The organism is Bradyrhizobium sp. B120 (assembly GCF_049075665.1).
GTDB lineage: Bacteria > Pseudomonadota > Alphaproteobacteria > Rhizobiales > Xanthobacteraceae > Bradyrhizobium.
The window spans coordinates 54,925-79,396 of record NZ_CP185242.1; the positions used below are offsets into that span (position 1 = coordinate 54,925).

Annotated in this window: 22 protein-coding genes; 7 read left to right on the forward strand and 15 right to left on the reverse strand. The window is 65.2% G+C overall.

The window, feature by feature from the left end:
• Window positions 1-71: 71 nt before the first annotated feature.
• Both ACOIX3_RS00295 and ACOIX3_RS00300 read right to left on the reverse strand, forming a co-directional pair.
• On the reverse strand, window positions 72-1,484 hold the full coding sequence (locus tag ACOIX3_RS00295) for an MFS transporter (RefSeq protein ID WP_420967887.1): 1,413 nt from the start codon (window positions 1,482-1,484) through the stop codon (window positions 72-74).
• Window positions 1,485-1,639: 155 nt separating this feature from the next.
• Window positions 1,640-2,563, reverse strand: coding sequence for a LysR family transcriptional regulator (locus tag ACOIX3_RS00300; protein ID WP_207834204.1), 924 nt, complete (start codon window positions 2,561-2,563; stop codon window positions 1,640-1,642).
• A gap of 170 nt (window positions 2,564-2,733) precedes the next feature.
• On the opposite strand from ACOIX3_RS00300, the gene ACOIX3_RS00305 reads away from it, so the two are divergent.
• Together ACOIX3_RS00305 and ACOIX3_RS00310 are read left to right on the forward strand one after the other, a co-directional pair.
• A complete protein-coding gene (locus ACOIX3_RS00305) occupies window positions 2,734-3,903 on the forward strand; it encodes a CaiB/BaiF CoA transferase family protein (protein WP_420967888.1) in 1,170 nt (389 codons plus the stop codon).
• 7 nt (window positions 3,904-3,910) lie between these two features.
• Window positions 3,911-4,858, forward strand: coding sequence for a hydroxymethylglutaryl-CoA lyase (locus tag ACOIX3_RS00310; protein ID WP_420967889.1), 948 nt, complete (start codon window positions 3,911-3,913; stop codon window positions 4,856-4,858).
• 104 nt (window positions 4,859-4,962) lie between these two features.
• On the opposite strand, the gene nikR is transcribed toward ACOIX3_RS00310, so the two are convergent.
• Window positions 4,963-5,400 (reverse strand): nickel-responsive transcriptional regulator NikR, encoded by a 438-nt coding sequence (nikR, locus tag ACOIX3_RS00315; RefSeq protein ID WP_420967890.1) that lies wholly within the window; start codon window positions 5,398-5,400, stop codon window positions 4,963-4,965.
• Window positions 5,401-5,808: 408 nt separating this feature from the next.
• Here nikR and ACOIX3_RS00320 point away from each other — a divergent pair, with 408 nt between their 5' ends.
• Entirely contained in the window at window positions 5,809-7,752 is a 1,944-nt protein-coding gene (locus tag ACOIX3_RS00320; protein ID WP_420971938.1) for a TonB-dependent receptor, read from the forward strand.
• On the opposite strand, the gene ACOIX3_RS00325 is transcribed toward ACOIX3_RS00320, so the two are convergent.
• Both ACOIX3_RS00325 and ACOIX3_RS00330 read right to left on the reverse strand, forming a co-directional pair.
• Window positions 7,753-9,351 carry a glycosyltransferase family 39 protein gene (locus tag ACOIX3_RS00325; protein ID WP_420971939.1) on the reverse strand — a complete coding sequence of 533 codons (1,599 nt, stop codon included), beginning with the start codon at window positions 9,349-9,351 and terminating at the stop codon, window positions 7,753-7,755.
• Between the two features lie 179 nt (window positions 9,352-9,530).
• Window positions 9,531-10,412 carry a YiiX/YebB-like N1pC/P60 family cysteine hydrolase gene (locus tag ACOIX3_RS00330; protein WP_298371262.1) on the reverse strand — a complete coding sequence of 294 codons (882 nt, stop codon included), beginning with the start codon at window positions 10,410-10,412 and terminating at the stop codon, window positions 9,531-9,533.
• 198 nt (window positions 10,413-10,610) lie between these two features.
• Between ACOIX3_RS00330 and ACOIX3_RS00335 the strand changes: the two genes are divergently transcribed.
• Window positions 10,611-12,020 carry a flavin monoamine oxidase family protein gene (locus tag ACOIX3_RS00335; RefSeq protein ID WP_420967891.1) on the forward strand — a complete coding sequence of 470 codons (1,410 nt, stop codon included), beginning with the start codon at window positions 10,611-10,613 and terminating at the stop codon, window positions 12,018-12,020.
• Window positions 12,021-12,234: 214 nt separating this feature from the next.
• On the opposite strand, the gene ACOIX3_RS00340 is transcribed toward ACOIX3_RS00335, so the two are convergent.
• The 4 genes from ACOIX3_RS00340 to pheS form a co-directional block, all read right to left on the reverse strand.
• Window positions 12,235-13,179 (reverse strand): MBL fold metallo-hydrolase, encoded by a 945-nt coding sequence (locus tag ACOIX3_RS00340; protein WP_420967892.1) that lies wholly within the window; start codon window positions 13,177-13,179, stop codon window positions 12,235-12,237.
• A gap of 29 nt (window positions 13,180-13,208) precedes the next feature.
• Entirely contained in the window at window positions 13,209-13,985 is a 777-nt protein-coding gene (locus ACOIX3_RS00345; RefSeq protein WP_420967893.1) for a sulfite exporter TauE/SafE family protein, read from the reverse strand.
• A 231-nt stretch (window positions 13,986-14,216) separates the two neighbouring features.
• Complete coding sequence (pheT, locus tag ACOIX3_RS00350; protein WP_420967894.1) at window positions 14,217-16,625, reverse strand: phenylalanine--tRNA ligase subunit beta; 2,409 nt, start codon at window positions 16,623-16,625, stop codon at window positions 14,217-14,219.
• Window positions 16,626-16,748: 123 nt separating this feature from the next.
• Window positions 16,749-17,831, reverse strand: a complete 1,083-nt coding sequence (pheS, locus tag ACOIX3_RS00355; RefSeq protein WP_420967895.1) for a phenylalanine--tRNA ligase subunit alpha — start codon at window positions 17,829-17,831, stop codon at window positions 16,749-16,751.
• A gap of 194 nt (window positions 17,832-18,025) precedes the next feature.
• On the opposite strand from pheS, the gene ACOIX3_RS00360 reads away from it, so the two are divergent.
• Window positions 18,026-18,436, forward strand: coding sequence for a hypothetical protein (locus ACOIX3_RS00360; protein ID WP_420967896.1), 411 nt, complete (start codon window positions 18,026-18,028; stop codon window positions 18,434-18,436).
• Window positions 18,437-18,438: 2 nt separating this feature from the next.
• On the opposite strand, the gene rplT is transcribed toward ACOIX3_RS00360, so the two are convergent.
• The 3 genes from rplT to infC all read right to left on the reverse strand — a co-directional run bounded on the left by rplT (window position 18,439) and on the right by infC (window position 20,043).
• Entirely contained in the window at window positions 18,439-18,798 is a 360-nt protein-coding gene (gene rplT, locus ACOIX3_RS00365; protein ID WP_029081033.1) for a 50S ribosomal protein L20, read from the reverse strand.
• Window positions 18,799-18,875: 77 nt separating this feature from the next.
• Entirely contained in the window at window positions 18,876-19,076 is a 201-nt protein-coding gene (gene rpmI / locus ACOIX3_RS00370; protein WP_008539890.1) for a 50S ribosomal protein L35, read from the reverse strand.
• 427 nt (window positions 19,077-19,503) lie between these two features.
• Window positions 19,504-20,043, reverse strand: a complete 540-nt coding sequence (gene infC, locus ACOIX3_RS00375; protein WP_092126381.1) for a translation initiation factor IF-3 — start codon at window positions 20,041-20,043, stop codon at window positions 19,504-19,506.
• 228 nt (window positions 20,044-20,271) lie between these two features.
• Between infC and ACOIX3_RS00380 the strand changes: the two genes are divergently transcribed.
• Window positions 20,272-21,087, forward strand: a complete 816-nt coding sequence (locus tag ACOIX3_RS00380) for an alpha/beta hydrolase (RefSeq protein ID WP_420967897.1) — start codon at window positions 20,272-20,274, stop codon at window positions 21,085-21,087.
• A gap of 23 nt (window positions 21,088-21,110) precedes the next feature.
• Complete coding sequence (locus ACOIX3_RS00385; protein WP_420967898.1) at window positions 21,111-21,578, forward strand: nuclear transport factor 2 family protein; 468 nt, start codon at window positions 21,111-21,113, stop codon at window positions 21,576-21,578.
• A gap of 143 nt (window positions 21,579-21,721) precedes the next feature.
• Here ACOIX3_RS00385 and ACOIX3_RS00390 read toward each other — a convergent pair whose 3' ends face one another.
• From ACOIX3_RS00390 to ACOIX3_RS00400, 3 genes are read right to left on the reverse strand one after another with little or no spacing between them, the layout of a single operon-like run.
• Entirely contained in the window at window positions 21,722-22,519 is a 798-nt protein-coding gene (locus ACOIX3_RS00390; protein ID WP_420967899.1) for an acyl-CoA thioesterase domain-containing protein, read from the reverse strand.
• Window positions 22,520-22,553: 34 nt separating this feature from the next.
• Window positions 22,554-23,744: a tRNA epoxyqueuosine(34) reductase QueG gene (gene queG / locus ACOIX3_RS00395; protein ID WP_420967900.1), complete on the reverse strand. Its 1,191-nt coding sequence runs from the start codon at window positions 23,742-23,744 to the stop codon at window positions 22,554-22,556.
• The gene (locus ACOIX3_RS00400; RefSeq protein WP_420967901.1) at window positions 23,693-24,385 is read right to left on the reverse strand and encodes a glutathione S-transferase family protein; all 693 of its coding nucleotides are present in this window, start codon (window positions 24,383-24,385) and stop codon (window positions 23,693-23,695) included. The genes queG and ACOIX3_RS00400 overlap by 52 nt, the downstream gene beginning before the upstream one ends.
• Window positions 24,386-24,472 lie beyond the last annotated feature (87 nt).

Sequence of the window (24,472 nt, forward strand, 5' to 3'; positions counted from 1 at the left end):
TCACAGCGTTTTCGAGCGAAGTCCGCCCGTACTTGATGCGGGGTTGACGCCGGTTCGCGTCAAGAAACGCTTCAGGCGTCGAGCGGCTTGCCGCGGACGTTGGGCCCCCAGACCCCGATCGTAATGATGACGATGACCATCGCCGCGGTGATCAGGCCGAACACCCCGCTGACGCCGGCCTCCCTCAACATGAAGGCCACGATGAAGCCGGAGAAGGTCGCGCTGAGCCGGCTCATCGAATAGACGAGACCCGCCGCGCGCGCCCGGATCGCGGTCGGGAACACCTCGGTCTGGTAGGCGTGATAGGCGTAGGACAGCGTCATGTTGGCGCCAGTCACCAGCACGCCGCTGGCGATCAGGAGCACCGGCTCGGTGAGCTGCGCGAAGGCGAGGCCGAACGCCGAGATCGCGGCCGCCGCGCCGCAAATGATCCATTTGCGCTCGAAGCGGTCGGCGAAGGTTACGGCCAGCAGCGGCGCGAGCGGATAGGCGAAGGCGATGATGAAGGAATATTGCAGGCTCTTGGTGACGTTGATGCCCTTCTGGACCAGGAGCGCCGGAACCCAGTTGGAGAAGCCGTAGACGCCGAACGCCTGGCACAGATTGAAGATCATGAAGAGCACGACGAGCGAGGCGTAGGGCGGCCGGAACAAATCGGCATAGCCGGTTTCGACCGCCGGACGTGCCGGCGCCATCGCGGCTTTAACGGCAGGGCGCGGCGCGACCGCAGGCGATGAAGCCTCGAGCCTCCGCATGATTGTCTCGGCTTCGGCAAGGCGGCCGTGTCGGGCCAGCCAGAGCGGGCTTTCCGGCACGTAGAGCCGCAGCACCCAGATGATCATGCTGGCGGCGGCGCCGATCAGCACCACCCAGCGCCAGCCATCGATGCCGTAAGGCGAGAGCGGCACCAGCCACCACGACAGCGCGGCGACGATCGGCACCGCCGAGAGCATCACCGCCTGGTTGATCGCAAAGGCGCGGCCGCGCATCCAACTCGGCACCAGCTCGGTGATGTAGGCGTCGATGGTGATGACCTCGATGCCGATCCCTATCCCGGCGATGAAGCGCCACAGCAGCACGCCGCCGGGGGTGGTCTGGCACGCCATGACGACCGACGCCGCGCTGTAGAACAGCAGCGAATAGGTGAAGACCGCCTTGCGCCCGTAGCGGTCGGCGAGGAAGCCGAGGCAGAAGGTGCCGATGAACAGGCCGGCGAAAGTCGCCGCGACGAAGGCGCCGATCCCGGAGAAGCCGAAGAAGGCCTGCGTCGTCGTGGTCATCAGCCCGCTGCGGGCGAGGCCCGGCGCGATATAGCCGGTGAAGAACAGATCGTAGATCTCGAAGCAGCCGCCGAGCGAGAGCAGGATCACCAGCCGCCAGACGTAGCCGGAAGTCGGCAGCGCCTCGAGCCGTCGCGAGATCTCGTCCGGTCCGCTTGTCGTGTTGGCAAGATCGGCAACCGAGCCGAGTTCGACGGCGCTCATGATGGTCCTCCCCGAATGGTCCAATGGCCGCCTTTCTTGCGAAGGCGTGCCGGTTAGGCATGTTTGGCAGCCGGGTGCCAGAAATCCAGACGAACATATCGAAGAGATCGTTCGATATTTTCGATAGCGCCGTTTCTGACGCGCTTGAAAGCGCCTTAGATCAGCAGCGTCGCCTCCCAGGCGCCGCGCCCGACCTGTTCGGCGATCAGGGAGCGGATCAGCCGGCACATCTCCTCCATGACGTACGTCATCGGCCGGTTGCGCAAGCGACAGAGATAGAGCGTGCGGCTCAGTCTGGGTTCGATCACCTCGCGCGCAACCAGCAATCGGGCTTTCAATGGCTCGCTGACGAAATGCGTCGTCGCGATCGTGCAGCCGAGGCCCGCGGTCAAGGCACCGATCATGCCGCTGGTCGAATTGAGGTGCAGGATGGCATTGGCCTCCAGCCGCTTCAGCGGCACGGGGTCGTCCAGCAAAGCGCGGGCCGACAGCCCGTGCCGCAGCAGGATCAGCGGCAGCTGGGCCACCTGCTCAAACGTGATCGGTCCCTTCTTGCCGATCAGCTTCTCGGTGCCGACGCAGAACATCTGCTCCTCCAGCACCGGTTCGGCGATCAGGTCCTTTTCCGACGGCGGATTGTAGACCAGCGCGAGGTCGACATCGGAGCTCATCAAATGCAGCAGCGTCGCGCCGGAGAGACTCTCGGTCAGCGACAGCTTCAGGTTGGGATATTTCGCCAGCACGGTCCGCATCAGCGGCACGCCGATCGCCTTCATGCCGGAATTGGCCATGCCGATCGAGATCTCGCCGGCAATTGCACTGCCGCCTTCCTTGATCTCGCGCTCGGCCGCCGCCATCGCGCGCAGGATGATGCGGGCATGCTCGTAGAGCCGCTCGCCCGCCGCGGTCGGTTCCATGCCGCGCGGCTTGCGCTCGAACAGCGGCGTGGCGAATTCCGCCTCGAGATTGGCGATGTGGTGGCTGAGCGCGGATTGCGCGACATTGGCCTGATCCGCCGCCCGCGACAGGTTGCGTTGCTCGTAAACCGCGATGAAATAGCGAAGCTGGCGCGAATCCATGGGGTTCTGCGTTCTAGAACGACGAATGCACTATTCGACAGATTATATTTTTCAGATAGCGTGCGGAAGCCTAACCTGCGCCGATCACAAAGCGTTTTCGAGCGAAGTGGGTACCGGTTCGCGTGAAGAAAACGCGTCTGAACAAGAGCGCAACGAGCACGGAGAAACCGATGACCGGGAGCGGACTGCCGCTGGAAGGCGTGAGGGTCGTCGAGATGACCCACATGGTGATGGGGCCGACCTGCGGGATGATCCTGGCGCAACTCGGCGCCGAGGTGATCAAGGTCGAGCCTCCCGCCGGCGACAAGACCCGCTCGCTCGGCGGCATGGGCGTCTCGTTCTTCCCGCTGTTCAACCGAGGCAAGCGCAGCGTCGTGCTTGATCTCGCCAAGCCCGAGGACCGCGACACGATGCACCGGCTGCTCGCCAGCGCCGACGTGTTCCTGGAGAATTTTCGCGACGGCCAGCTCGACAAGCAGGGTCTTGGGCCTGAGGAGCTGCGTGCAAGGTATCCGCATCTGATCATCGCCGGCCACAAGGGCTTTCTCTCCGGACCCTACGATCATCGGCCGGCGCTCGACGAGGTCGTGCAGATGATGTCGGGGCTCGCGGCGATGACCGGCACGCGCGACAAGCCGCAGCGCGTCGGCTCTTCCGCCAACGACATCATGGGCGGCATGTTCGGCGTGATCTCGATCCTCGCCGCGCTCTATCAGAAGCGCGGCGGCAACGGGAATGGCGCCGACATCCGCATCGGCCTGTTCGAGAACTGCCTGTTCCTGGTTGCCCAGCACATGGTTGAGTACGAAATGACCGGGCGCAAGCCGCGCTCGATGCCGGAGCGCGAGCATGCCTGGCCGATCTACGACATCTTCGATGCCGCCGACGGCGACCGTATCTTCATCGGGGTCGTCACCGAGGGCCATTGGCAGAGTTTTTGCCGCGAGTTTGGTCTAACGGAATTCGCCGACGATCCGACGCTGCGCTCGACCACGGACCGCATCATGGCGCGCGACCGGATCATTCCGCGTGTCGCCGAAGTGATTAAGAGCTGGAACGTGGCCGACCTCTCGGCCAGGCTCGACGCGCTCAACATCTGCTTCTCGCCGATCAACCGGCCGGAGGATCTGCTGCACGACCCGCATGTGTTGCGGCCCGGCGGGCTCGTCAATAATGTCAACGCCGACGGCAAGCCGTTCCGCGTTCCCGCGCTCCCGGTCGAATGGAACGGCAGCCATATCGGCGAAGGCCTGAAGGTGCCGGTGCTTGGCGCCGATACCGAGGCGGTCCGCGCCGAACTCGCACAACAGAAGATTTCATCAACCGGAAACGCTGCGTGAGGCTGACATGACCCGCGTCCACGATATCTATCCCAACGACAAGGTAAGCTTGCGCGAAGTCGGCCTGCGCGACGGCCTGCAGCTCGTGAAGACATTCCCGTCCACCGCCGCGAAGCAGCGCTGGGTGCGCGATGAATATGCCGCCGGCGTCAGGCACTTCGAGGTCGGCTCGTTCCTGCCGGCCAAGACCTTTCCGCAATTCGTCGATGTCCGCGATGTCATCGCGACCATCGCCGCGCTGCCCGGGGCGCATGGTGTCGCGCTGGCGCTGAACGAGCGCGGCGTCAACGAGGCGCTGGCCTCCGGTGTCGCCGAGATCGCCTCGGTGGTGTCGGCAACCGAGGAGCACAGCCAGGCCAATGCCAACCGTTCGCGCGAGTCGGCGATCGAGAACATCAAGCGCCTTTGCGAGCTGCGCGACGCCAGCGCGCACAAGCCGCTGGTCAATGCCGCGATCTCGATGGGGCTGGGCTGCTCGATCGTGGGTGCGGTCGATCCGAAGGAGGTGCTGCGCCTCACCGAGAAGCTCTACGAGGTCGGCGTCGACATGGTCGCGATTGCCGATACCGTTGGCTATGCCGGGCCGAAGCAGGTCGGCGAGCTGACGCGCGGCGCGGTCAAGATCGCAGGTTCCAAGCCGGTCTGCGTCCATCTGCACGACACCCGCGGCATGGGTATCGCGAATGCCTCCGCAGCGCTCGATGAGGGCGCCCGTGTACTCGACGGCTCGCTCGGCGGTCTCGGCGGCTGCCCGTTCGCGCCGGGCGCCACCGGCAATGTCGTGTTCGAGGATCTCGTCTTCCTCTGCGAGAGCAAGGGATTTCCGACCGGCGTCGATCTCGACCGCCTGATCGAGGTGCGCGCGATCCTGAAGGCCGAGATGCCGAACGAGCAGCTCTATGGCGGCCTCGCCCGCGCCGGCCTGCCGCGCGGCGCCAAGGCGAAAGCGGCGTAGCGAATTCGTCGTGTAGCCCGGATGAAGCGAAGCGAAATCCGGGACGGTCCATCCGCGGACCGTAGGCCCCGGATTGCGCTGCGCTCCATCCGGGCTACGGGGCCTCAGTCATGCCGATGCCCCCGCTTGCGCGGCTTCTTGCCCGCCGCCGTCGGGATCATCACGACGCGGCCGTAACGCACGCCGCGCTCGGCGATGATGTGATCGGCGAGATGGCGGACCTCGCCGCTCGGGCCCTTCAGCGCGGTCACCTCCATGCAGCTGTCGTCGTCGAGATGGACATGCAGCGTCGCCAGCGACAGGTCGTGATGGCCGTGGAAATTCTGCACCAGCCGCTTCGACAGGTCGCGCGCGGCGTGATCGTAGACATAGACCAGCGCCGCGACGCATTGCCCTGATGGCGCGTCTTCCGCGCTCTGCTGCAAGCCGGCGCGCGCGAGGTCGCGGATGATCTCGGAGCGGTTCTGATAGCCGCGCGCCTCGGCGGCGGCGTCGATCTCCGCGAGCAGATCATCCTCGATGGTGATGGTGATGCGTTGCATGGACTATCCGTGTTGGGTGGTCGGCGCGGCGGTATGACATTATTCTTGAAACGTCATATCGTGCTTGCTAGCGTCGCTGTGCCGGGATTGATTTAAGCTGGTGCGGTCGCCGCGTGACTGTAACAGGGTCATGCGGGGGCATGGGCGTTGCGTCGTACTGCATGGCGGATATTTCCCGCCGCCGCATCCATTGCAGCATTCGCGCCGGTCGCCGAAGCGCAGACGCTTCCCGCAGCGCCCGGGCAACTGCCGCCGGTGACGGTGACCTCGCCAGATCGAGCGCAGCCCAAGCGTGCCAGGCCATCGCAACGTCCGCACCATGTCGCGGCCCGCGGCCGTAAGCCCGTCGCACCGCAAGCGAGCCCGCCTGTGCCCGCGACCAGCGGCATCACCGGCCAATCTGCAACCATGTCTGCCTCCAACCTGCAACCGACCGCCGCCAGCGAACGGCAGATCAGCGGCGACGAGGTCAACGCGCGGCCGGTCTCGCGCGTCGGCGAAGTCCTGGAGGCGGTGCCGGGTCTGATCGTCACCCAGCATTCCGGCGAAGGCAAAGCCAACCAGTATTTTCTGCGCGGCTTCAATCTCGACCACGGCACCGATCTCGCCATCACCGTCGACGGCATGCCGGTCAACATGCCGACCCATGGTCACGGCCAGGGCTATGCCGACATCAACTTCCTGATCCCGGAGCTGATCCAGTCGATGGATGTCCGCAAGGGTCCGTATTACGCCGACAAGGGCGACTTCGCGTCCGCCGGCGCCGTCGACGTCAACTACCTCGATCGGCTTTCGAAGAACATCGTCGAGATCACCGCCGGCAGTTTCGGCTATCAGCGCGCGATGGCCGCGGGCTCGACCAGGGTCGGTGAGGGGACGCTGCTCGCAGCTTACGAGGCCAACACATACGACGGCCCGTGGGACGTGCCCGACGAAATCCGCAAGCTCAACGGCGTCGTGCGCTACAGCCAGGGCACCGCGACTGACGGCTTCTCGCTGACTGCGATGGCCTATTCCAACGGCTGGAATTCGACCGACCAGGTCGCGCAGCGCGCCATCGATCAGGGCCTGATCGGCCGTTACGGCTCGCTCGATCCGACCGACGGCGGCACCTCCAGCCGCTTCAGCCTGTCGGGCAATTGGGCGCAGTCCAGCGACTACGGGCAGACCAAGCTCAACGCCTACGTGATCCGCTCGTCGTTGCAGCTCTACAACGACTTCACCTATTTTCTCGACGACCCCGTCAATGGCGACCAGTTCAGCCAGACCGACAAGCGCACCGTCTATGGCTTCGATGCCAGCCACGCCGCCGATATCCGCATCGCCGGCATCGATACCCAGACCCGGGTCGGCGTGCAGACCCGCTACGACGACATCAATGTCGGCCTGTTCAAGACCGCGCAGCGCGAGATCCTGTCCTCGGTGCGCAACGACCAGGTGCAGGAGGGCAGCGTCGCGCTGTGGGCCGATACCACCGCGCGCTGGACCGACTGGCTGCGCACCACGGTCGGCATCCGCGAGGATTATTTTGCCGGCCATGTGCTGAGCGACACGCCGCAGAATTCCGGCAACGCGCAGGCGGCGATGGCGAGCCCGAAGGCCGGCATCGTGCTCGGTCCCTGGTCCAAGACCGAGTTCTACGGCAATGCCGGCTTCGGCCTGCATTCCAACGATATCCGCGGCGCGACCATTGCCGTCGATCCCAACGACAAGGTGACGCCGCTCGAACGCGTGCCGCTCTTGGTGCGCTCGAAGGGTGCGGAGCTCGGCATCCGCACCAAGGCAATCGACGGTCTCAACTCGTCGCTTGCGGTGTTCGTGCTCGACTTCGATTCTGAACTGCTGTTCGTCGGCGATGCCGGCACCACGGAGCCGAGCCGGCCGAGCCGGCGCGTCGGCGTCGAGTGGACCAACCAGTACAAACTGCTGCCGTGGATGAGTCTCGACTTTGACCTCGCCTATACCCGCGCGCGCTTCACGGATTATGATCCGGTCGGCAACTTCATCCCGGGAGCGCCGAGCTGGGTCGCCAGCGGCGGCGTCACCTTCAGCCGCGAGACCGGCTGGTTCGGCAGCCTGCGCGCCCGCTATTTCGGCCCGCGCCCGCTGATCGAGGACGACAGCGTCCGTTCGCTGTCGTCGTTCATCGTCAACGCCCGCGCCGGCTACAAATTCGACAACGGCATGCGGCTGCAGCTCGATGTCCTCAATCTCTTCAACGCGCAAACCAACCAGATTGAATATGACTATCTGTCGCGGCTGCCGGGCGAGCCGATCGACGGCGTCGCCGACCGTCATGTGCATCCCGCCGAGCCGCTTGCCGTACGCCTGACGCTGGCGGCGACGTTCTGATCAGTCGCGCGCGCGGCGGCTCGAGCTGAAATCCTCGACATCGGGCTGCACAGGGGGTGTTTCGCGATAAGGCGGTACGATCAGCATCACGACCCGCCGTATCCGGCCCAGCCTGCCCAGCAGCGTCGCCTGGGCATCGAACTCGGAGCGAAAGACGTCGGTCGCGCGCAACGTCGTGCGCTCCATCCAGCTCAGGCAATCCGGCTGGTCGGCGAAACACAATGCAGCCCAGCCGCGATCGAGCGTGGTCTTGCGCGGCAATCCCCAAGTGTACTGATAGGCGAATGGCCGGGCGTAGCGCGGATGGTCCGGACTGTAGAAAGCGGCAGCGAAAGCGAGCGCGTCGTCGCCGCTGACGGCGGCGAGCGGTGTCCCGGCCGCCTCGCGCCATCGCGCGGTGAGCTCGGTCGCGGCGGCGTGATAGAAGTCGCGGCCTTCTTCATAGCCATAAGTGTTGCGATAGAGGGCATGGATCGGAGCGCCGACGGTGACCGCGAGAATGGCGATCCCGGCCACCATGACGGTCAGGTTGACCGCGTAGAAGCGCTCGATCGGGTAGCTCGTTGCACACACGATCGGAATCACGAACAGGAAGAGACCCTGCACCGCCCAGAGCGACGGCAGGTCGGTGCCGATCGCGAGCGAGACGGTCACCGGAAACAGGATGGTCCCGATTGCGACCAGCAGCAGCAAACGGAGCCCTGGGTTTATCGCGCGGAAATCGGCCGGCAGCCGCGCCAGCCGCGGGCCGGCAATGAACACCCAGGTCACCGCCGCGATCGCGATCGCCGCGATCAGGCCGGTGATGAAGTAGGTGACTTCCCATAGCGCGGCGACATGATCGGCGCCGGCATGCGCGAGCGCATAGTCGAACGTCGTTGCTCCTGTGGTGGCGAGCCAGTGCAGATGCGGGCCAAGCACCAGCATGCCGGCCAACGCCGAGATCCAGGGTGAGGCCGATAGCAGATAGCGGCGGCGATCCGGATGCAGCACGGCCGCGGAGACGAAGCTCGCGATCAGGAAGATCGAATAATATTTGCCGAGCATCGCGACTGCGCACGCCGCGCCCGCCGCGATCGCCCAGCCGAGCTGCCTGGGCGCCTCGAACGCACGCAGGAAGCAGTAGGTCGCCAGCGGCCAGACTGCCAGCAGCACCGTGTTCGCATTGAAGCGCTGGGCGTGGAATTGATAGACCGGCAGCAACATCAACAGCAGCAGCACGATCGCCCGCTTCTCGCCACGGACAAAGCGGCGGGCGATCAGGTCGACCGCCCACAGCGCCACGGCCGCGTTGACCATTGCCATCAGCTGCAGCGACCAGTCGGTCAAGGGGAAGATCGCCGTCCATCCCCGCGTGATCCAGCCCATCAACGGCGGATGCTTGGGGTATCCCCATGCGAGGTGCCGGCCGAGCGTCCAGGTCTCGAGCACGTCCGGATGCAGGCCGGCGCCGAGATAGGCGATGACGAGATACGTGGTCCAGGTCGCGACAAAGAGGACGAGCAGAACCGGGATCGACCACCCGGTCTCGATTCCCTCCAGCCATTTGATCAATGGACGGCGCCAGCGCGCCGGATCCTTGTCCGACGCGGCAGCCATCGCCGAGAAATTGATAAGCGAAAGCACCGTAAAACTACCGAATGAAAGCAGGTATGAAGCGCGCGCACCCTAGTGATGCGAGCGCGAGAACTCAACGGCGGAGCCGGGCGATGAGACGGATTCCAGACCGGGGTCGAGACGGTCAGCGCTCGACATGTCGCGCCTGACGCCTGCGCCGGTCACACCGGTGCGGTTTCGGCCGCGGTCACTTCCGCAGCCGGAAGCGCCGCCTCTTCGTCAATCGCTTCAGGAACGAGCGGCGGCGACTTGTGCTCTGGAAACACACTGAATTCGCCGGCTACCTCCTGGAGCGGCTTCTGCTTGTCGGCCCAGTGCAGGGCCGTGTAGTCGAAACCGTGCACGATGGTGGGTTTGACGACTTCGAAATAGGGCGAGATGTCGAAGTCGCGCGGCATGTAGAGCGAGGAATCGCGGATGTGCAGGATCTCGCGGCGCGCCTTGCGGCTGGCAGCACGCGTGATCTTGGGCAGGATCGGATAGCGCACGGCGTCGAACGCCTGCGCGATCAGCGCCGAGCAGATGATCTTGGTCGGATCGCCGGAGCCGAACGCGATCATGCGGCGCCGCCAGCGCTGCGGGATCGGCAACGGAAACAGGAAACGCGCGAGATCGACGATGTTCTTGGTGTCGTAACCGAAGCCGATGCGGTTGATGGCGTAGCGGCACACCGTGGTGCGGTCCTCGAAGGACAGCCCGACCGGGCGGCAGAGACGGGTGTGATAGGACAGGTATTTCGACAGCGGCGCGGAGGTCACGCCTTCGCCGATATTGGCCTCGATGAGCACATGCTGTTCGCCGTCAGGCTCGAATGCGCCGTCGATCGGTCCAACGAAAAGCGCGGCATGCGACCAGGTCGATTGCGTGAGGTATTTGATGATGCCGGAAATCCGGTTGTTGCCCTCGACCAGCAGCACATCGCCGGGCTGCATGATGCCCCGCAGATGGTCCGGGTCGCTCGGCGTGAACGGCTCGTAACCGGGGACTTCCTTCTGCAGGTACCCCGCGATCCATTTACCGACGGTATCGAGCATTACGCCCATGAATTCCCCCCAGCGGTTCTACGACCGCTTGTGTTCACTTAATCATGGTCGCAAGCCGTTGCAATTTAGTTCATGCCATCAGCGGATCAATCATGATTGATTTACCATGATGGTTGCTGCGGTCGGTGAGATGCGGCACAGTTCGCGAAGCGTTCCCATTTTCTGCAAGTCCCCGGAAACCATGCCAGAAGCTATGTCATGACAGTGACCCGCCGCGATTTCCTGTCGGCGTCCGCAGCTCTGGTGCTGGCGCCCGTGCTGGGCGGCCGGGTTGTCGCTGCGCCGCTGCCGCGCGAGGCCGACATCGTGGTGATCGGTGCGGGTGCCGCGGGCATTGCCGCGGCGCGACGGATCGCCGCCGCGAACCGCAAGGTGATCGTGGTGGAGGCGTCCGGCCAGGTCGGCGGCCGCTGCCAGACCGATGCATCGACCTTCGAGGTGCCGTTCGACCGCGGCGCGCGCTGGATGCACAATCCCGAAACCAATCCGATGATCCGGCTGGCGCGCGCCGCAGGCCTCGACATCGTCACCGCGCCCGCAGGGCAGAAGATCCGCATCGGCCGGCGCTACGCCCGCCCCGGCGAGACCGAGGAGTTTCTGGCGGCGCTGGTGCGCGCCAATCGCGCCATCGACGACGCCTCGCGCAAGGCCGATATCGCCTGCGCCGCGGTCATGCCGAAGGATCTCGGCGATTGGGCCGGCACCGCGGAATTCCTGCTCGGCGCCAATTTCAGCGGCAAGGATCTGAAGGACCTTTCGGCCGTCGACAAGGTGCGCGCGCAGGATCGCAACACCGCGATCGCTTGCCGGCAGGGGCTCGGCGCGCTGATCGCAAAACTCGGCGACGGGCTACCGCTGGCGCTGTCGACACCGGCGCAGCGTATCCTGTGGAGCAATCGCGACGTGATGGTCGAGACGGCCTCCGGCAAGATCACCGCGCGCGCCGCCATCGTCACGGTGTCGAGCAACGTGCTCGCGAGCGGCAACATCAAGTTTGCGCCCGAGCTGCCGAAGCGTGCGCTCGACGCCGCCGCCAAGCTGGGCCTCGGCAGCTACGATCGCATCGCGTTGCAGATCCCCGGCAATCCGCTCGGGTTGTCGCGCGACGACGTCGTCATCGAGCAGAGCAATTCGACCAAGACGGCGCTGCTTTACGGCAACATCGCGGGCTCCTCGCTGTGCACGATCGACGTTGCAGGCGCGTTCGGCCGCGACCTGTCCGGGCAGGGCGAGAAGGCGATGACTGCTTTCGCGGTGGAATGGCTGACGAAGCTCTATGGCAGCGAGGTCGGCGCTGCCGTGAAGAAGACCAGCGCGACGCGCTGGAATGCACAGCCCTTCATCCTCGGCGCGATGTCGGCGGCAGTACCCGGCGCGCAATTCTCCCGCAGGATCCTGTCCGAGCCGATCGGCGCGATCTATCTCGCGGGCGAGGCCACGCACGAGACGCTGTGGGGCACGGTCGACGGCGCCTGGGAAAGCGGCGAGCGCGCCGCCGACGCCGCGCTGCGCAGGATCGGCGGGGTGAAGGATGCGACACCGGAGCCCGCAGCGCCCGCCGCAAAGCGCAAGCACCGCTCGCCGCGCTCTGCGGGACCGATGAATTGATGGTGGGTTGAGATCAGGCCGCGCTACCGGATGTATGGGCAAATAGCTGCTGCATAACAGCTGTCGTCCCTGCGAAAGCAGGGACCCATAACCACTGAACCTAATTGCGGAAGCGAGCTGTGGCCCCAGCGTTGCGCCGCAATGATGGCCTGTGGTTATGGGTCCCGGGTCGCGCTTCGCTTGCCCGGGACGACGGCGAGTTTGTTGCGCCGCCTCACACCGGCAGCTTCAGCTCCATCAGATCCTTGGCCACCACGATGCGGCCCTTGAAATTCGTCTTCACATCCCTGGTCCAGTCCTCGTCGGTGACATCAGGGTCGTCGCCGGGGACGAAATGGCTCAGCACCAGCGTCTTGACGCCGGCGGCGGCTGCGATGCGGCCGACGTCCTCGGTCGAGGTGTGGCTGTCGAGCAGATGCTTCTTCAAGGTCGCGCCGTTCTTGGTCTTCGCCACCAGCCGATCGACCGCGGGAATGTAGAGGCATTCGTGCACCAGCACGTCGGCACCCTTGGCGAATTCGGCGAGCTTCGGATTGTAGGCGGTGTCGCTGGAGAACACGATCGTGCCGTCCGGCGTCTCGAACTTGTAGGCGAAGTTGTCGACGATGGGCGGATGCGGCGTGCGGAACGCGGTGACGGTGACGTCAGGCGTCTTCAGCACCACGCCGTCGTCGGTGATGTCCTTCGCGATCAGCAGCTTGCGCGGGTCGGGCCGGCCTTCGTCCGCGATCCGGGTCTCGACGTCGAACTTGTTCAGCTCCCAATAGTCCTTGGTCATCGCCTCGATGCCCTTGGGACCGAACGAATGGATCGGCGTCGCGAGGCCGGCCGCCCAGCCGTTGTAGAACAAATTGCCGTATTCCAGATTGTGATCGGAATGGTGATGGCTGATGAAGATGTACTTCACGGACGGGATCGGCACGCCGGCGTTGACCAGCTGCCGGCTGACGCCCATGCCGCAATCGATCACGAACGGCGTGTCGTTGACGACGACGAGATTGGCGGGGTTGGAGGCGCCGATGCCGACCCGCGGTCCGCCCTTGGTGCCGAGGAACACAATGCGGGTGCGCGGCTTTGCGCCCTGCGCGCGCACGCCAGGTGCCGCGAGCAGAGCGGCGCTGCCGAGCGCCAGTTTCAATGCATTGCGGCGGTCGATCATCGGTTCTCTCCCTGATTATTTTCTGGACCCTAGCCGCCGCGCAGAATGCCATCAAGCGCCGGTAGGCCGACGATGACGGCCGCCGCAATCAGCGCGTAGCAGATCGCGCGAAACACCTGCTCGCTTGCCTTGCCGAACAGCGAGGCGCCGAACCAGACGCCGATGCCGTAGATCGGGCCGACGATCAGCGAGAACTTGACCGATTCGATCGTGATCAATCCGGTGAACCAGTAGCTGACCAGCGAGAAGAAATCCGAGGCGCCGAAGAACAGCACGATGTTGGCGCGCGAGATCACCGACGAGATCGGGCGTCCGAGCCAGTAGGCGACGATCGGCGGGCCACCGGTCTGCGCGAGGCCGCTGCAGAAGCCGGAGAGGCCGCCGACGCCGATCGAGAGCGCGGCGTGATCCTTGCCGTGGTAGCGCCAGCCCGACAGCAGCAGCACGAGCAGCGCCGCGACGAAGCAGGAGATGATCCAGCGCGTGGTCACCGGCTCGAGCACCGTCAGGAAATAGGTGCCGACGGGAACACCGACCAGCGCGCCGGCGACCATGACCGCGGTCGCCTTGCGATCGGCATGGGTCCAGGCGTTCGGCAGCAGCGGCGTGGCGGCGACGAAATCGATGATGAGCAGCAGCGCCGCCACCAGCCGCGGTGCCGCGACGCTGCTCGCCAGCGGCATGAAGATCAGTGCCGAGCCGAAGCCCGAGAAGCCGCGCGCGGTGCCCGACACGAAGGCAATCGCGCAAATCGCAAGCGCAATACTGGTCGAGGTGTCGGAGGGGAGGAGGGTGAAGGAGGTCATGGGAGGGGCTGGAAGTGAGGTTCGATGTTCTGTCCGGAGTGCCCGCTCACACTACGGCTCTAACAAACTGCACTTCTGCCAGACCCGTCATCCTGAGGTGCGAGCGGAGCGAGCCTCGAAGGATGAATCGGCCACAGTTGGGCCGTCGCCCCTTCGAGACGGCCGCTACGCGGCCTCCTCAGGGTGACGGTGGTGGGGCTGCGCGTGCTTCCACCACCGACGCAGCCCGCATCACGCCCGCAGCGTGCCGCCGGTCTTCTTCGTCACCTCGGCGACGACCTTGGCGGCGACGGCGTCGATCTCCTGGTCGGTCATCGTCTTCTCGCGCGGCTGGATCGTCACTGCAATCGCGATCGACTTCTTGTCGGGATCGATGCCCTTGCCTTCGTAGACGTCGAACACGGTCACGTCGGTGATCAGCTTCTTGTCGACATTCTGCGCCGCGCGGACGATGTCGCCGGCCTTGACGCTGCGGTCGACAATGAAGGCGAAGTCGCGCGACACCGGCTGGAACGCCGAGAGCTCCAGCACCGGCTTGGCGCGCGTCGCCTTCTGCTTGGCTTGCGGGATCCGCTCGAGGATCACCTCGAACACGATCATCGGGCCGTCGGCGCCGAGCGCCTCGGCCGCGCGCGGATGCAGCTCGCCGAAATATCCGAGCACGTTCTGCGGGCCGATCTGGATGGTGCCGGAACGTCCCGGATGCAGCCACGCCGGACCGCCGGGGACGATCTGCAGCGCCTGCATCGGCGCGCCGGCGGCTGCCAGCACGGCGAAGGCGTCGGCCTTGGCATCCATTGCATCCGCCGTCGTCGCGCCGGTCCAGTGCCGCCCGATCCCCTTCGACGAGGCGTAGCCATGGCGCACGCCGGAGGCGGCCACGAGCTGGTCCTCGGGCTTGTCGCCGCGGAACACCTGGCCGACCTCGAACAACGCGACATCGGGAGTGCCGCGGTTGATGTTGGCCTGAGCCGCCCCGACGAGGCCGGGCAGCAGGCTCGGCCGCATGTCGGAGAGATCGGCCGCGATCGGGTTGGCGAGCACCAGCTCGCTCTGGCCGCCGCCGAACAGTTTTGCCGCGTCATTGGTAATGAACGACCAGGTCACGGCCTCTACCAGGCCGCGGACGCCGAGCGCGCGCTTGGCGCGGCGGGTGCGCTGCTGCATCGCCGTCAGCACCGGCTTGCGCGGCTCCTCGCCACGATCGAACGGCGTCATCGGCACCTTGTCGACGCCGACGATGCGCACGATCTCTTCGACGATGTCGGCCTTGCCCTGCACGTCGGTGCGCCAGGACGGGACTGCGACCTTCACGACGGGACCGTTGCCGGCCAGCATGAAGCCGAGCCGGGTGAGGATCAGCTTCACCTCGACCAGCGGCACCTCGATGCCGGCAAGGCGCTTCACCTCGCTGAGCGGGAAATCGATGACGCGGTCCTCGCCGAATTGCTTGCCGACCACGACGTTCTCGGACGGCGTGCCGCCGCACAGCTCCAGCACCAGCTTGGTCGCGAGCTCGAGCCCGGGCACCATGAAGGCCGGATCGACGCCGCGCTCGAAGCGGTAGCGCGCATCCGAATTGATGCCGAGCTTGCGGCCGGTCTGCGCGATGTTGATTTCGTTCCACAGCGCCGATTCGATCAGCACGTCGGTGGTGTTGTCGTCGCAGCCCGAGGCTTCGCCGCCCATGATGCCGGCCAGTGACTCGACGCCGTGCTCGTCCGCGATCACGCAGACATTGCTGTCGAGCGTGTAGGTGCGGCCGTCGAGCGCGAGCAACGTCTCGCCTTCTTTCGCGCGGCGGACGGTGAGATTGCCCGTCACCTTCTTCGCGTCGAACACGTGTAGCGGACGGGCGCGGTCGTAGGTCATGAAGTTGGTGATGTCGACCAGCGCGTTGATCGGGCGCAGGCCGATCGAGGTCAGCCGCTTCTGCAGCCATTCCGGCGACGGACCGTTTTTCACGCCGCGCACCAGCCGCAGCGCGAAGCCCGGACACAGCGTGGCGTCTTCCACCTTGACCTGAACCGGGCAGGGGAATTCGCCCTTGACTTGCTTGATGCCCGGGTCCTTGAACTTGCCCATGTCGGCGGCGGACAGATCGCGCGCGATGCCGTGCACGCCGGTGCAATCCTGCCGGTTCGGCGTCAAGTTGATCTCGATGACGGGATCGCCGAGACCGGCCCAGTCGGCATAGCCCTTGCCGAGCGGCGCGTCTGCCGGCAGCTCCATGATGCCGTCGTGGTCTTCCGAGATCTGCAATTCGGCCGCCGAGCACAGCATGCCGCGGCTCTCGACGCCGCGGATGGTACCGACGCCGAGCGTGATGTCCTTGCCGGGAATGTAGGTGCCGGGCGGCGAGAACACGCTGATCAGCCCCGCACGCGCATTCGGCGCGCCGCACACCACCTGCACCGGCGCACCGCCGTCGCCGGTGTCGACCATGCAGACGCGCAGCCGGTCGGCATTGGGATGCTGCTCGGCCGAGATCACGCGCGCGATGGTGAACGGCGCGAGCGCCTTCGCCTTGTCCTCGATGTTCTCGACCTCAAGCCCGATCATGGTGAGCTTGTCGGCGAGCTTGTCGAGCGGCTCGTCGGTCTCGAGATGTTCCTTCAGCCAGGAGAGGGTGAACTTCACGGCTGCATGCCTCGGTTCTTGTTGGTGGTTACAGACTTATCTTGCTCGGTCTCTCCGTTCCCTCCCCCCTTGTGGGGGAGGGAACGGAGAAAGTCCTCGCGTACGGGTGTCCTGGTGTCGACATCACGTGCTGAGCCCGCCCGCGATGGTCGGGATATCGAGCGGCTTGAAGCCGTAGTGGTTGAGCCAGCGGATGTCGTTCTCGAACAGCTGGCGGAGGTCGGCGATGCCGTATTTCAGCATCGCGATGCGGTCGATGCCCATGCCCCAGGCAAAGCCCTGGTAGACGTCGGGATCGATGCCGCAGGCGCGCAGCACGTTCGGGTGCACCATGCCGCAGCCGAGAATCTCCATCCAGTCCTCGCCCTCGCCGAAGCGAATCTCGCCCTTGTCGCGGCGGCATTGGATGTCGACCTCGAGCGACGGCTCGGTGAACGGGAAGAACGACGGCCGGAACCGCATGTTGATGTAGTCGACCTCGAAGAACGCCTTGCAGAACTCGTGCAGGATCCACTTCAGGTGGCCGAGATGCGAGCCCTTGTCGATCACGAGGCCCTCGACCTGGTGGAATTGCGGCGTGTGGGTCGCGTCCGAGTCGATGCGATAGGTGCGGCCCGGGCAGATCACGCGGATCGGCGGCTTCTGCGTGAGCATGGTGCGCACCTGCACCGGCGAGGTGTGGGTCCGCAGCAGCATGCGCGTGCCGTCCTCCTTCGGATTGAAGAAGAAGGTGTCGTGCATCTCGCGCGCCGGATGTCCCTCGGGGAAATTCAGCTTGGTGAAGTTGTAGTCGTCGGTCTCGATGTCGGGACCTTCGGCCACCGCAAAGCCCATGTCGGCGAAGATCGTGGTGAGTTCGTCCCACACCTGGCTCAACGGATGGATGCGGCCGGTCTCCGCCGGCGTCTCGCGCAGCGGCAGCGTGACGTCGATGGTCTCGGCGGCGAGGCGCGCATCGAGCGCGGCCGCCTTCAGCACGTCGCGCTTTGCCGCGAGCGCCTGCGTCACCGCGTCCTTGGCGAGGTTGATCTTCGCGCCCTCGGTCTTGCGCTCTTCCGGCGACATCTTGCCGAGGGTCGCGAGAAGCGCCGAGATCGAGCCCTTCTTGCCGAGCGCCGAGACGCGCACCGCCTCGAGGGCGGCCTCGTCAGCGGCCGAGGCGATCTGGTCGAGGATGGATGTTTCGAGCGTTGCGAGGTCGGACACGGTCAATTCCTGCGCTGAGCATGATCCGGCGGGAAGAGCCGGCTTCCGAACCATGCGCCAAAATTCGGCTGGGTTGTCGCCGCCCGAAGGCCGTAACGTCAAGCAAAAAGCCGGTCATTTCGGGCTTGTGGCCGACTGCATTGAACCCCGCGCGGAGGTCGGGCTACCCAAGGGGAGTTCAAGGAGACCACGCGATGTTGCTGCGATCTTGCCTGGCCGTGCCGGCGGTCCTGTTCATGCTCGGTACGGCGTATGCCGCGACCGAGGAATGTCCCGCCAAATCGACCCAGATGGACGACATCATCGCGGTGCTGGAGAAGGCGCCGAGTTGCAACCGCGCGATGAAGATCTTCGAGGCGTGCGAATACGGCGCCAGCGGCGACGTCCAGTTCGGTGTCGTGGTCGAGAAGAAATGCGAGGCGGACTTCCTGTCCGGCCTCAACGGCGCGCCGAAGCGGGCGTATCAGCACGAGATGCAGGTCTGCGACCGCAAGTACCGGAACGAATCCGGCACCATGTACATCTCGTTTACGGCGTTCTGCCGGGCGCAGGTCGCCCAGCGCTATTCGCAGAAGGCGCTGAAAGCGGGCCAGAAGGCCCGCTAGGATCAGGCGGCCAGCGCGGCCTTGGCCTTCTCGGCGATCGCCTGGAACGCAACCGGCTCGTGGATCGCGAGATCCGACAACACCTTGCGGTCGACCACGACGCCCGACTTGGACAGGCCGTTGATAAACACGCTGTAGGTCATGCCGAACGGACGGACCGCGGCATTGATGCGCTGGATCCAGAGCGCGCGGAAGGTGCGCTTCTTTCGCTTGCGGTCGCGGAAGGCGTACTGGCCGGCCTTTTCGACGGCCTGCTTGGCGGTGCGGATCGTGTTCTTGCGGCGGCCGTAATAGCCCTTGGCGGCCTTGAAGACTTTCTTGTGCTTGGCGTGAGAGGTCACACCGCGTTTGACGCGAGACATGACGGAAATCCTTGAGATCTAGAAGAAGTGACGGGGCGCCGCGCCAGGCGCGGCCGGGTTCAAGCAGATGAGCGCGATCAGGCGTTCGGCAAGAAGTACTTCTTGACGTTGTCGCCGTCGGTCTTGAACAGCACGCGGGTGCCGCGGAGCTGACGGATCTGCTTCTTCGTCCGCTTGATCATGCCGTGGCGCTTGCCGCGCTGGGCGTGCATGACTTTGCCAGTGGCGGTCACCTTGAAGCGCTTTTTAGCGCCCGACTTGGTCTTCAACTTGGGCATTTAGCTCTCCTGTCGCCCAACACGAATATCGCCCAAAGAGGCGTTCGGCCGGCTAAAATGCTCGTTAGAGCGTTGAAAGTGCTATGGTTTTTCCCGAATTGAAAGAACCTGCACTGAACGTCGCCACGGCAGCCCTTGATCAGCCGGGCGGCGAAGGCCCGGCTTATGACAGAGGATCGGCGGTTTTGCAACGTTTCAGGTAGCTAAACTACGGAGCCGTAGCCCGGATGGAGCCAACGGGTCGCGCGAATGCGCGCCCGATGACAGGCTCCGCGAAATCCGGGGCAGGCCGAGCCGCGGACGCGCCGTCCCGGATTGCGCTGCGCTCCATCCGGGCTACGGGAGCCTATGGCAGTCCTCACATACGAAACGGCCCGCCAGAGGTCCTGACGGGCTGCTCCATTTTCAGCAAAGCGACGAATTCGAATTAGCGCGGCGCCAGCACCATCACGACCTGGCGGCCTTCGAACCTCGCGTCCTGCTCGACCTTGGCGAACTCGGCAACGTCGGCCTTCACCTTGTCCAAGAGCTTGGTGCCGATCTCCTGGTGCGCCATCTCACGACCGCGGTAGCGCAAGGTGATCTTGACCTTGTCGCCTTCCTCGAAGAAGCGCTGCATCGCGCGCATCTTCACGTCATAGTCGTGATCGTCGATCATCGGGCGGAGCTTGATCTCCTTGATCTCGACGACCTTCTGCTTCTTGCGAGCTTCGGCGGCCTTCTTCTGCGCGGAATATTTGTACTTGCCGTAGTCCATGATCTTGCAGACCGGAGGACTGACGTTCGGCGAAATCTCGACGAGATCCATGCCGGCTTCCATGGCCATCTTGATGGCCACCATGGTTTCGACGGTGCCCTGGTTGACACCATCTGAATCAATCAGCTGGATCTGCGCGTTGCGAATCTCATCATTGGTGCGCGGCCCGTCTTTTGCGACTGTGGGCGGGGCTCTATTGGGACGGCGAATGGGTAACTCTCCAAAGTTGTGAAAGGGAAGGCGGATATTTTGAAGCAAGACGCTGCCACGGGCAAGCGAACTCGCTCTTTTACGCGGCAAAACCGTCAATTGCGAGGCATTTTGGCCACGCCCGGCACATATAGCGGGCTCGCCTGCTCTGCAAGGCGGGCTTGCTGCCGTTGACCGCTGCCGCGCGACGATTGAAAAGCAGGTCTCTGACACGCGAGTGACCGAACCATGAGCCAAACCGCCGCATTCGAGCAGGAACCCGCCTTCATCGAGGTCGGCGAGGGCCTTGGGGCGCGCCGGATCGCGGTGCGCGCCCGTCCAGGCGGCGGCCCCGGCAGCGCAAGTGGCGCGCCGGGCCTGGTCTGGCTCGGCGGCTTCAAGTCCGACATGACCGGCACCAAGGCGATCGCGCTCGATGCATGGGCCGCCGAGCATGGCCGCAGCTGCGTCAGGTTCGACTATTCCGGCCACGGCGAGTCCAGCGGCGACTTCGCCGACGGCACGATCGGCCGCTGGCTCGAGGAGAGCTTTGCAGTGTTCTCGCAGTTCTGCCGCGGGCCGCAGGTCGTGATCGGGTCCTCGATGGGCGGCTGGATGGCGCTGCTGCTGGCGCGCGAGATCATGCGTCGCGGGAACGCGAAAGCGCAGCTCGCCGGCCTCGTGCTGATCGCGCCGGCGCCCGACTTCACCGAGGAATTGATGTGGAAGGGTTTTTCGCCGGAGATCCGCGCCGAGATCGAGACCAAGGGCGTCTGGCTCAGGCCATCCGAATATGGTGACGGCTCGCCCTATCCGATCACCCGCAACCTGATCGAGGAGGGCCGCAACCACCTCTTGCTCGGAAGCAAGATCGACGTCGGCTGTCCGGTGCGCATCCTGCAGGGCGCGCAGGACCCCGACGTGCCGTGGAAGCACGCCTTCGCGCTGGTGCATCGGCTGCCGGCCGAGGACGTGGTGCTGACCATGATCCAGGACGGCGACCACCGGCTGTCGCGCCCGCAGGACATCGCGCGGATCATCGCCGCGGTGGCGGAGATCGGTTAAGCTCCCTGCACAGGGGGAAGCCAATGAATACGACGACAACGCTGCGCGCATTCTGCGACGCGGTCGAACAGCGCGACGGCAAGGCCTTCGCAAGGCTCTTCACCGAGGATGGCGTCTACCACGACGTGTTCTATGGCGCGTTCGAGGGCCACGCCAAAATCGCTGAGATGATCGACGACTGGTTCTACCGAACCGCGACTGATTTCCGCTGGGTGATGCACGATCCCGTCTCCGACGGCGCGACGCTCTACGCGCGCTACACGTTCAGCTACCGCTCGACCTTGCCGGAAGCCAAGGGGGCGCGTGCGATGTTCGAGGGTGTCGCGATCATGCGGCTGCGCGACGGCAGGATCACGGAGTATCACGAGGTCGCCAACACCGCGCCGGCTTTCGTCGATTTGAACTTCGCGCCGGAGCGGATCGCGAAGATCGTCGGCAAGCAAGGCGCTGCGCTGAGGGCCCGGCCGGAGATGCAGCGGCATTTGATGTAAACGCCTCTCACCCTCGTCATTCCGGGGCGCGCGAAGCGCGAGCCCGGAATCCATTAGGCCGCGGAGACGAACGGAGAAATGGATTCCGGGCTCATCGCTGCGCGATGCCCTCAGGTGCGCAATTGCGCACCGGGGAATGACGGTCATGGCGGCGGCGGATTGGTCATCGGCTTGCGCTGCGCGAGCGCCGCCACGGTGGAGGTGCCGATCGGGCCCTGCTCGTCATAGAGCCAGCATTCGCCGACCGCGATGCCGTCGGTGGCGTGATGGTTGACGACCTCGAAGCCGATCCAGTTGCTCACCGGCAAACGGTGCAGATAGATCGTGACGTCGCTGTTGATGTAGCCGAGGCCCTGGTCGCCGGCGTTTGCGAAGGGGCTCGCGAAATCCGCGCCGGTCGCGACATGCACGAACGGCGTCATCTTGACGCCGGCGACGAGCTCGCGGACTTCGCTCATCCAGAGCCGGCGCTCGCCGAGCGAGCCCATATGGCCGACAATCGGCCGCGTCTCCCACTTGCCGTTCATGCCGAGCCTCGGATCGGCCGGCTTCGGAATGTCAGCGGGCGCCGGTACGGTCCAGTTCGGCGGCGACCACACCTTGCCGGGCGGATTTTCCGTCCTGCGCAACAACTGGCAGGAGGCGCGCGCCATGCTGGTGCCGCCGGAGACGAACTCGGCCTCGATCACCTTGATGCGAAGCCCATCGCGCACGAGCTTGGTCGTGACCTCGACCGGTGTCGTGATGTTGGGCAGCCGAAACATGTCGACCGTGAGCCGTGCGGGGACGAAATCGTCGGAACCGTGGCGCTCCTCGATGACGAAGCCGAGCAGGCCGATCACGACGCGGCCGTGCATCGATTCCGGGCTCCACGGTCCGTTGGCAACTGACGTCGGCATGAAGCCGTCGCCATGTCTGGTGAAGAAAGGCGGGTTTGTCATGGTGGCCGACCATGACGGGAACGGCGCGATGAAATCAAGAGCCGGCTGCCGCGCGCCACTCCTGCTGCACGCTGGCATCGGGCTCGGCGTCGGCTCGTGACGCCAGCGTCGCAAACGCATCGCGGGCGATCAGCTGCGACAGCGCCCACACCGCCGCGCCGCGCACCAGCGGGCTTGTATCGTCGAGCAGGTGCTGCGCCTCTGCGGCGAGGTTTGCATCGCCGGAATTGCCGATCGCGATCAGCACATTGCGGATGAAGCGGTCGCGGCCGATGCGCTTGACCGGTGATTTCGTGAACAGCGCGCGAAACGCGGCATCGTCGAGCCGCGCGAGATCGGCAAGCGCGGGCGCGCGCAACGCGTCGCGCGCCGCAAGCTTCTGCTCGCGTCCCGCCATCGCGAACTTGTTCCACGGACACACCGCGAGGCAATCGTCGCAGCCATAGATGCGGTTGCCGATCGCCTTGCGGAATTCGTGCGGGATCGGACCCTTGTTCTCGATCGTCAGATACGAGATGCAGCGCCGCGCATCGAGCTTGTAGGGGGCGGGAAACGCCGCGGTCGGACAAATGTCCTGGCAGGCGCGACAACTGCCGCAATGATCGGCTTCGCCCTCATCGCGCGGCAGCTCGGTGGCGGAATAGATCGCGCCGAGAAACAGCCACGAGCCGAATTCGCGCGACACCAGATTGGTGTGCTTGCCCTGCCAGCCGATGCCCGCGGCTTGCGCGAGCGGCTTCTCCATCACCGCGGCGGTGTCGACGAACACCTTCACTTCGTCGCCGGTCGCAGCAGCGAGCCAGCGCGCCAGAATCTTCAGCCGCTTCTTGATCACGTCGTGATAGTCGTCGCCCTGCGCATAGACCGAGATCGCGCCATGCGATCGGCGCGCGAGAGCGTCAAGCGGATTTTCGTCGGGCCCGTAATTGACGCCGAGCATGATGATCGAGCGCACGTCGCCCCACAGCACGCGCGGCTCAGTGCGCCGCTCCGGATTGGCCGCGAGCCAGTCCATGTCGCCATGGCCGCCGGAGCCGAGGAATTCCAAAAAATATTGTCCGGCCTCGCGCGTCGCATCAGGCGTGGTGAAGCCGATCGCATCGAAGCCGAGCGCGCGCGCCTCGCGCTGAAGGGCGGCCTTGAGATCGGACGGAGAGAGCCGGACCGCCTGGTTCAGAAGTCGAGGTCCACATAGGTGCGCGACGCCGGCACCCCTGCCAGCCATTCGCTGAGCAGCGGGCGGAACGACGGGCGGGATTTCACCCGCGCGTACCACGCCTTTGCCGCGTCGTCCTCGCTCCATGGCACGTCGCCCAGATAGTCGATCGCCGAGAGATGCGCCGCGGCGGCGAGGTCCGCGTAGGTGAGGCGGTCGCCGGCGAGATAGTTCCGCGTCTTCGCCAGCCAGCCAATATAGTTCAGATGATAGCGCACATTGACCTTGGCGGCGCGCATGATGTCGGGCGCCGGCGGGCCGCCGCCATTGTCCTCGCTCATGAAGCGCTTGTAGATCCGCTCGGTCACCAGCGGGTTGGAGGCTTCCTCGAAGAATTTCTCGTTGAACCACGCCATCAGCCGGCGCACCTCGACGCGCTCGGCCGTCGAGGTCGGCAGCAGCCGCCGCTCGCCGGCATCGAGGCCGTGCGTCTCGTCGACATATTCGGCGATGATGGGTGCACCGGGGATCGGCGGAAAGCCCTCGGCGATCAGCACCGGCGTGTTAGCCGCCGGATTGAGCGCCAGGAACGCCTCGCGCCGCTCCCAGACCCGTTCCTCCACCAGGCGCAGATCGAGGCCATACTCGCCGAGCACGAGGCGAATGAAGCGCGAATGCGGACAGAACGGATGGTGATACAGCGTATACATGAAGCCCTTGGTAGTGTCGTGGCGCTTAAGAAACCATCAACCTGTGTGACCTGACCTGTGGATTGGCCGGACCAGTTCCGCTCGTCT

Coding starts and splice junctions, on each gene's coding strand:
- ACOIX3_RS00340 (WP_420967892.1), bottom strand. CDS start 13,179: ATGATCGACCGCCGCAATGCATTGAAACTGGCGCTCGGCAGCGCCGCT.
- rplT (WP_029081033.1), bottom strand. CDS start 18,798: ATGTCTCGCGTCAAACGCGGTGTGACCTCTCACGCCAAGCACAAGAAA.
- ACOIX3_RS00330 (WP_298371262.1), bottom strand. CDS start 10,412: ATGGGCGTAATGCTCGATACCGTCGGTAAATGGATCGCGGGGTACCTG.
- ACOIX3_RS00360 (WP_420967896.1), top strand. CDS start 18,026: ATGTTGCTGCGATCTTGCCTGGCCGTGCCGGCGGTCCTGTTCATGCTC.
- ACOIX3_RS00310 (WP_420967889.1), top strand. CDS start 3,911: ATGACCCGCGTCCACGATATCTATCCCAACGACAAGGTAAGCTTGCGC.
- ACOIX3_RS00390 (WP_420967899.1), bottom strand. CDS start 22,519: ATGACAAACCCGCCTTTCTTCACCAGACATGGCGACGGCTTCATGCCG.
- ACOIX3_RS00380 (WP_420967897.1), top strand. CDS start 20,272: ATGAGCCAAACCGCCGCATTCGAGCAGGAACCCGCCTTCATCGAGGTC.
- ACOIX3_RS00345 (WP_420967893.1), bottom strand. CDS start 13,985: ATGACCTCCTTCACCCTCCTCCCCTCCGACACCTCGACCAGTATTGCG.
- ACOIX3_RS00385 (WP_420967898.1), top strand. CDS start 21,111: ATGAATACGACGACAACGCTGCGCGCATTCTGCGACGCGGTCGAACAG.
- queG (WP_420967900.1), bottom strand. CDS start 23,744: ATGGCTGGCAGGGGTGCCGGCGTCGCGCACCTATGTGGACCTCGACTT.
- nikR (WP_420967890.1), bottom strand. CDS start 5,400: ATGCAACGCATCACCATCACCATCGAGGATGATCTGCTCGCGGAGATC.
- ACOIX3_RS00305 (WP_420967888.1), top strand. CDS start 2,734: ATGACCGGGAGCGGACTGCCGCTGGAAGGCGTGAGGGTCGTCGAGATG.
- ACOIX3_RS00335 (WP_420967891.1), top strand. CDS start 10,611: ATGACAGTGACCCGCCGCGATTTCCTGTCGGCGTCCGCAGCTCTGGTG.
- ACOIX3_RS00400 (WP_420967901.1), bottom strand. CDS start 24,385: ATGTATACGCTGTATCACCATCCGTTCTGTCCGCATTCGCGCTTCATT.
- rpmI (WP_008539890.1), bottom strand. CDS start 19,076: ATGCCCAAGTTGAAGACCAAGTCGGGCGCTAAAAAGCGCTTCAAGGTG.
- ACOIX3_RS00320 (WP_420971938.1), top strand. CDS start 5,809: ATGTCTGCCTCCAACCTGCAACCGACCGCCGCCAGCGAACGGCAGATC.
- ACOIX3_RS00300 (WP_207834204.1), bottom strand. CDS start 2,563: ATGGATTCGCGCCAGCTTCGCTATTTCATCGCGGTTTACGAGCAACGC.
- ACOIX3_RS00295 (WP_420967887.1), bottom strand. CDS start 1,484: ATGAGCGCCGTCGAACTCGGCTCGGTTGCCGATCTTGCCAACACGACA.
- ACOIX3_RS00325 (WP_420971939.1), bottom strand. CDS start 9,351: ATGGCTGCCGCGTCGGACAAGGATCCGGCGCGCTGGCGCCGTCCATTG.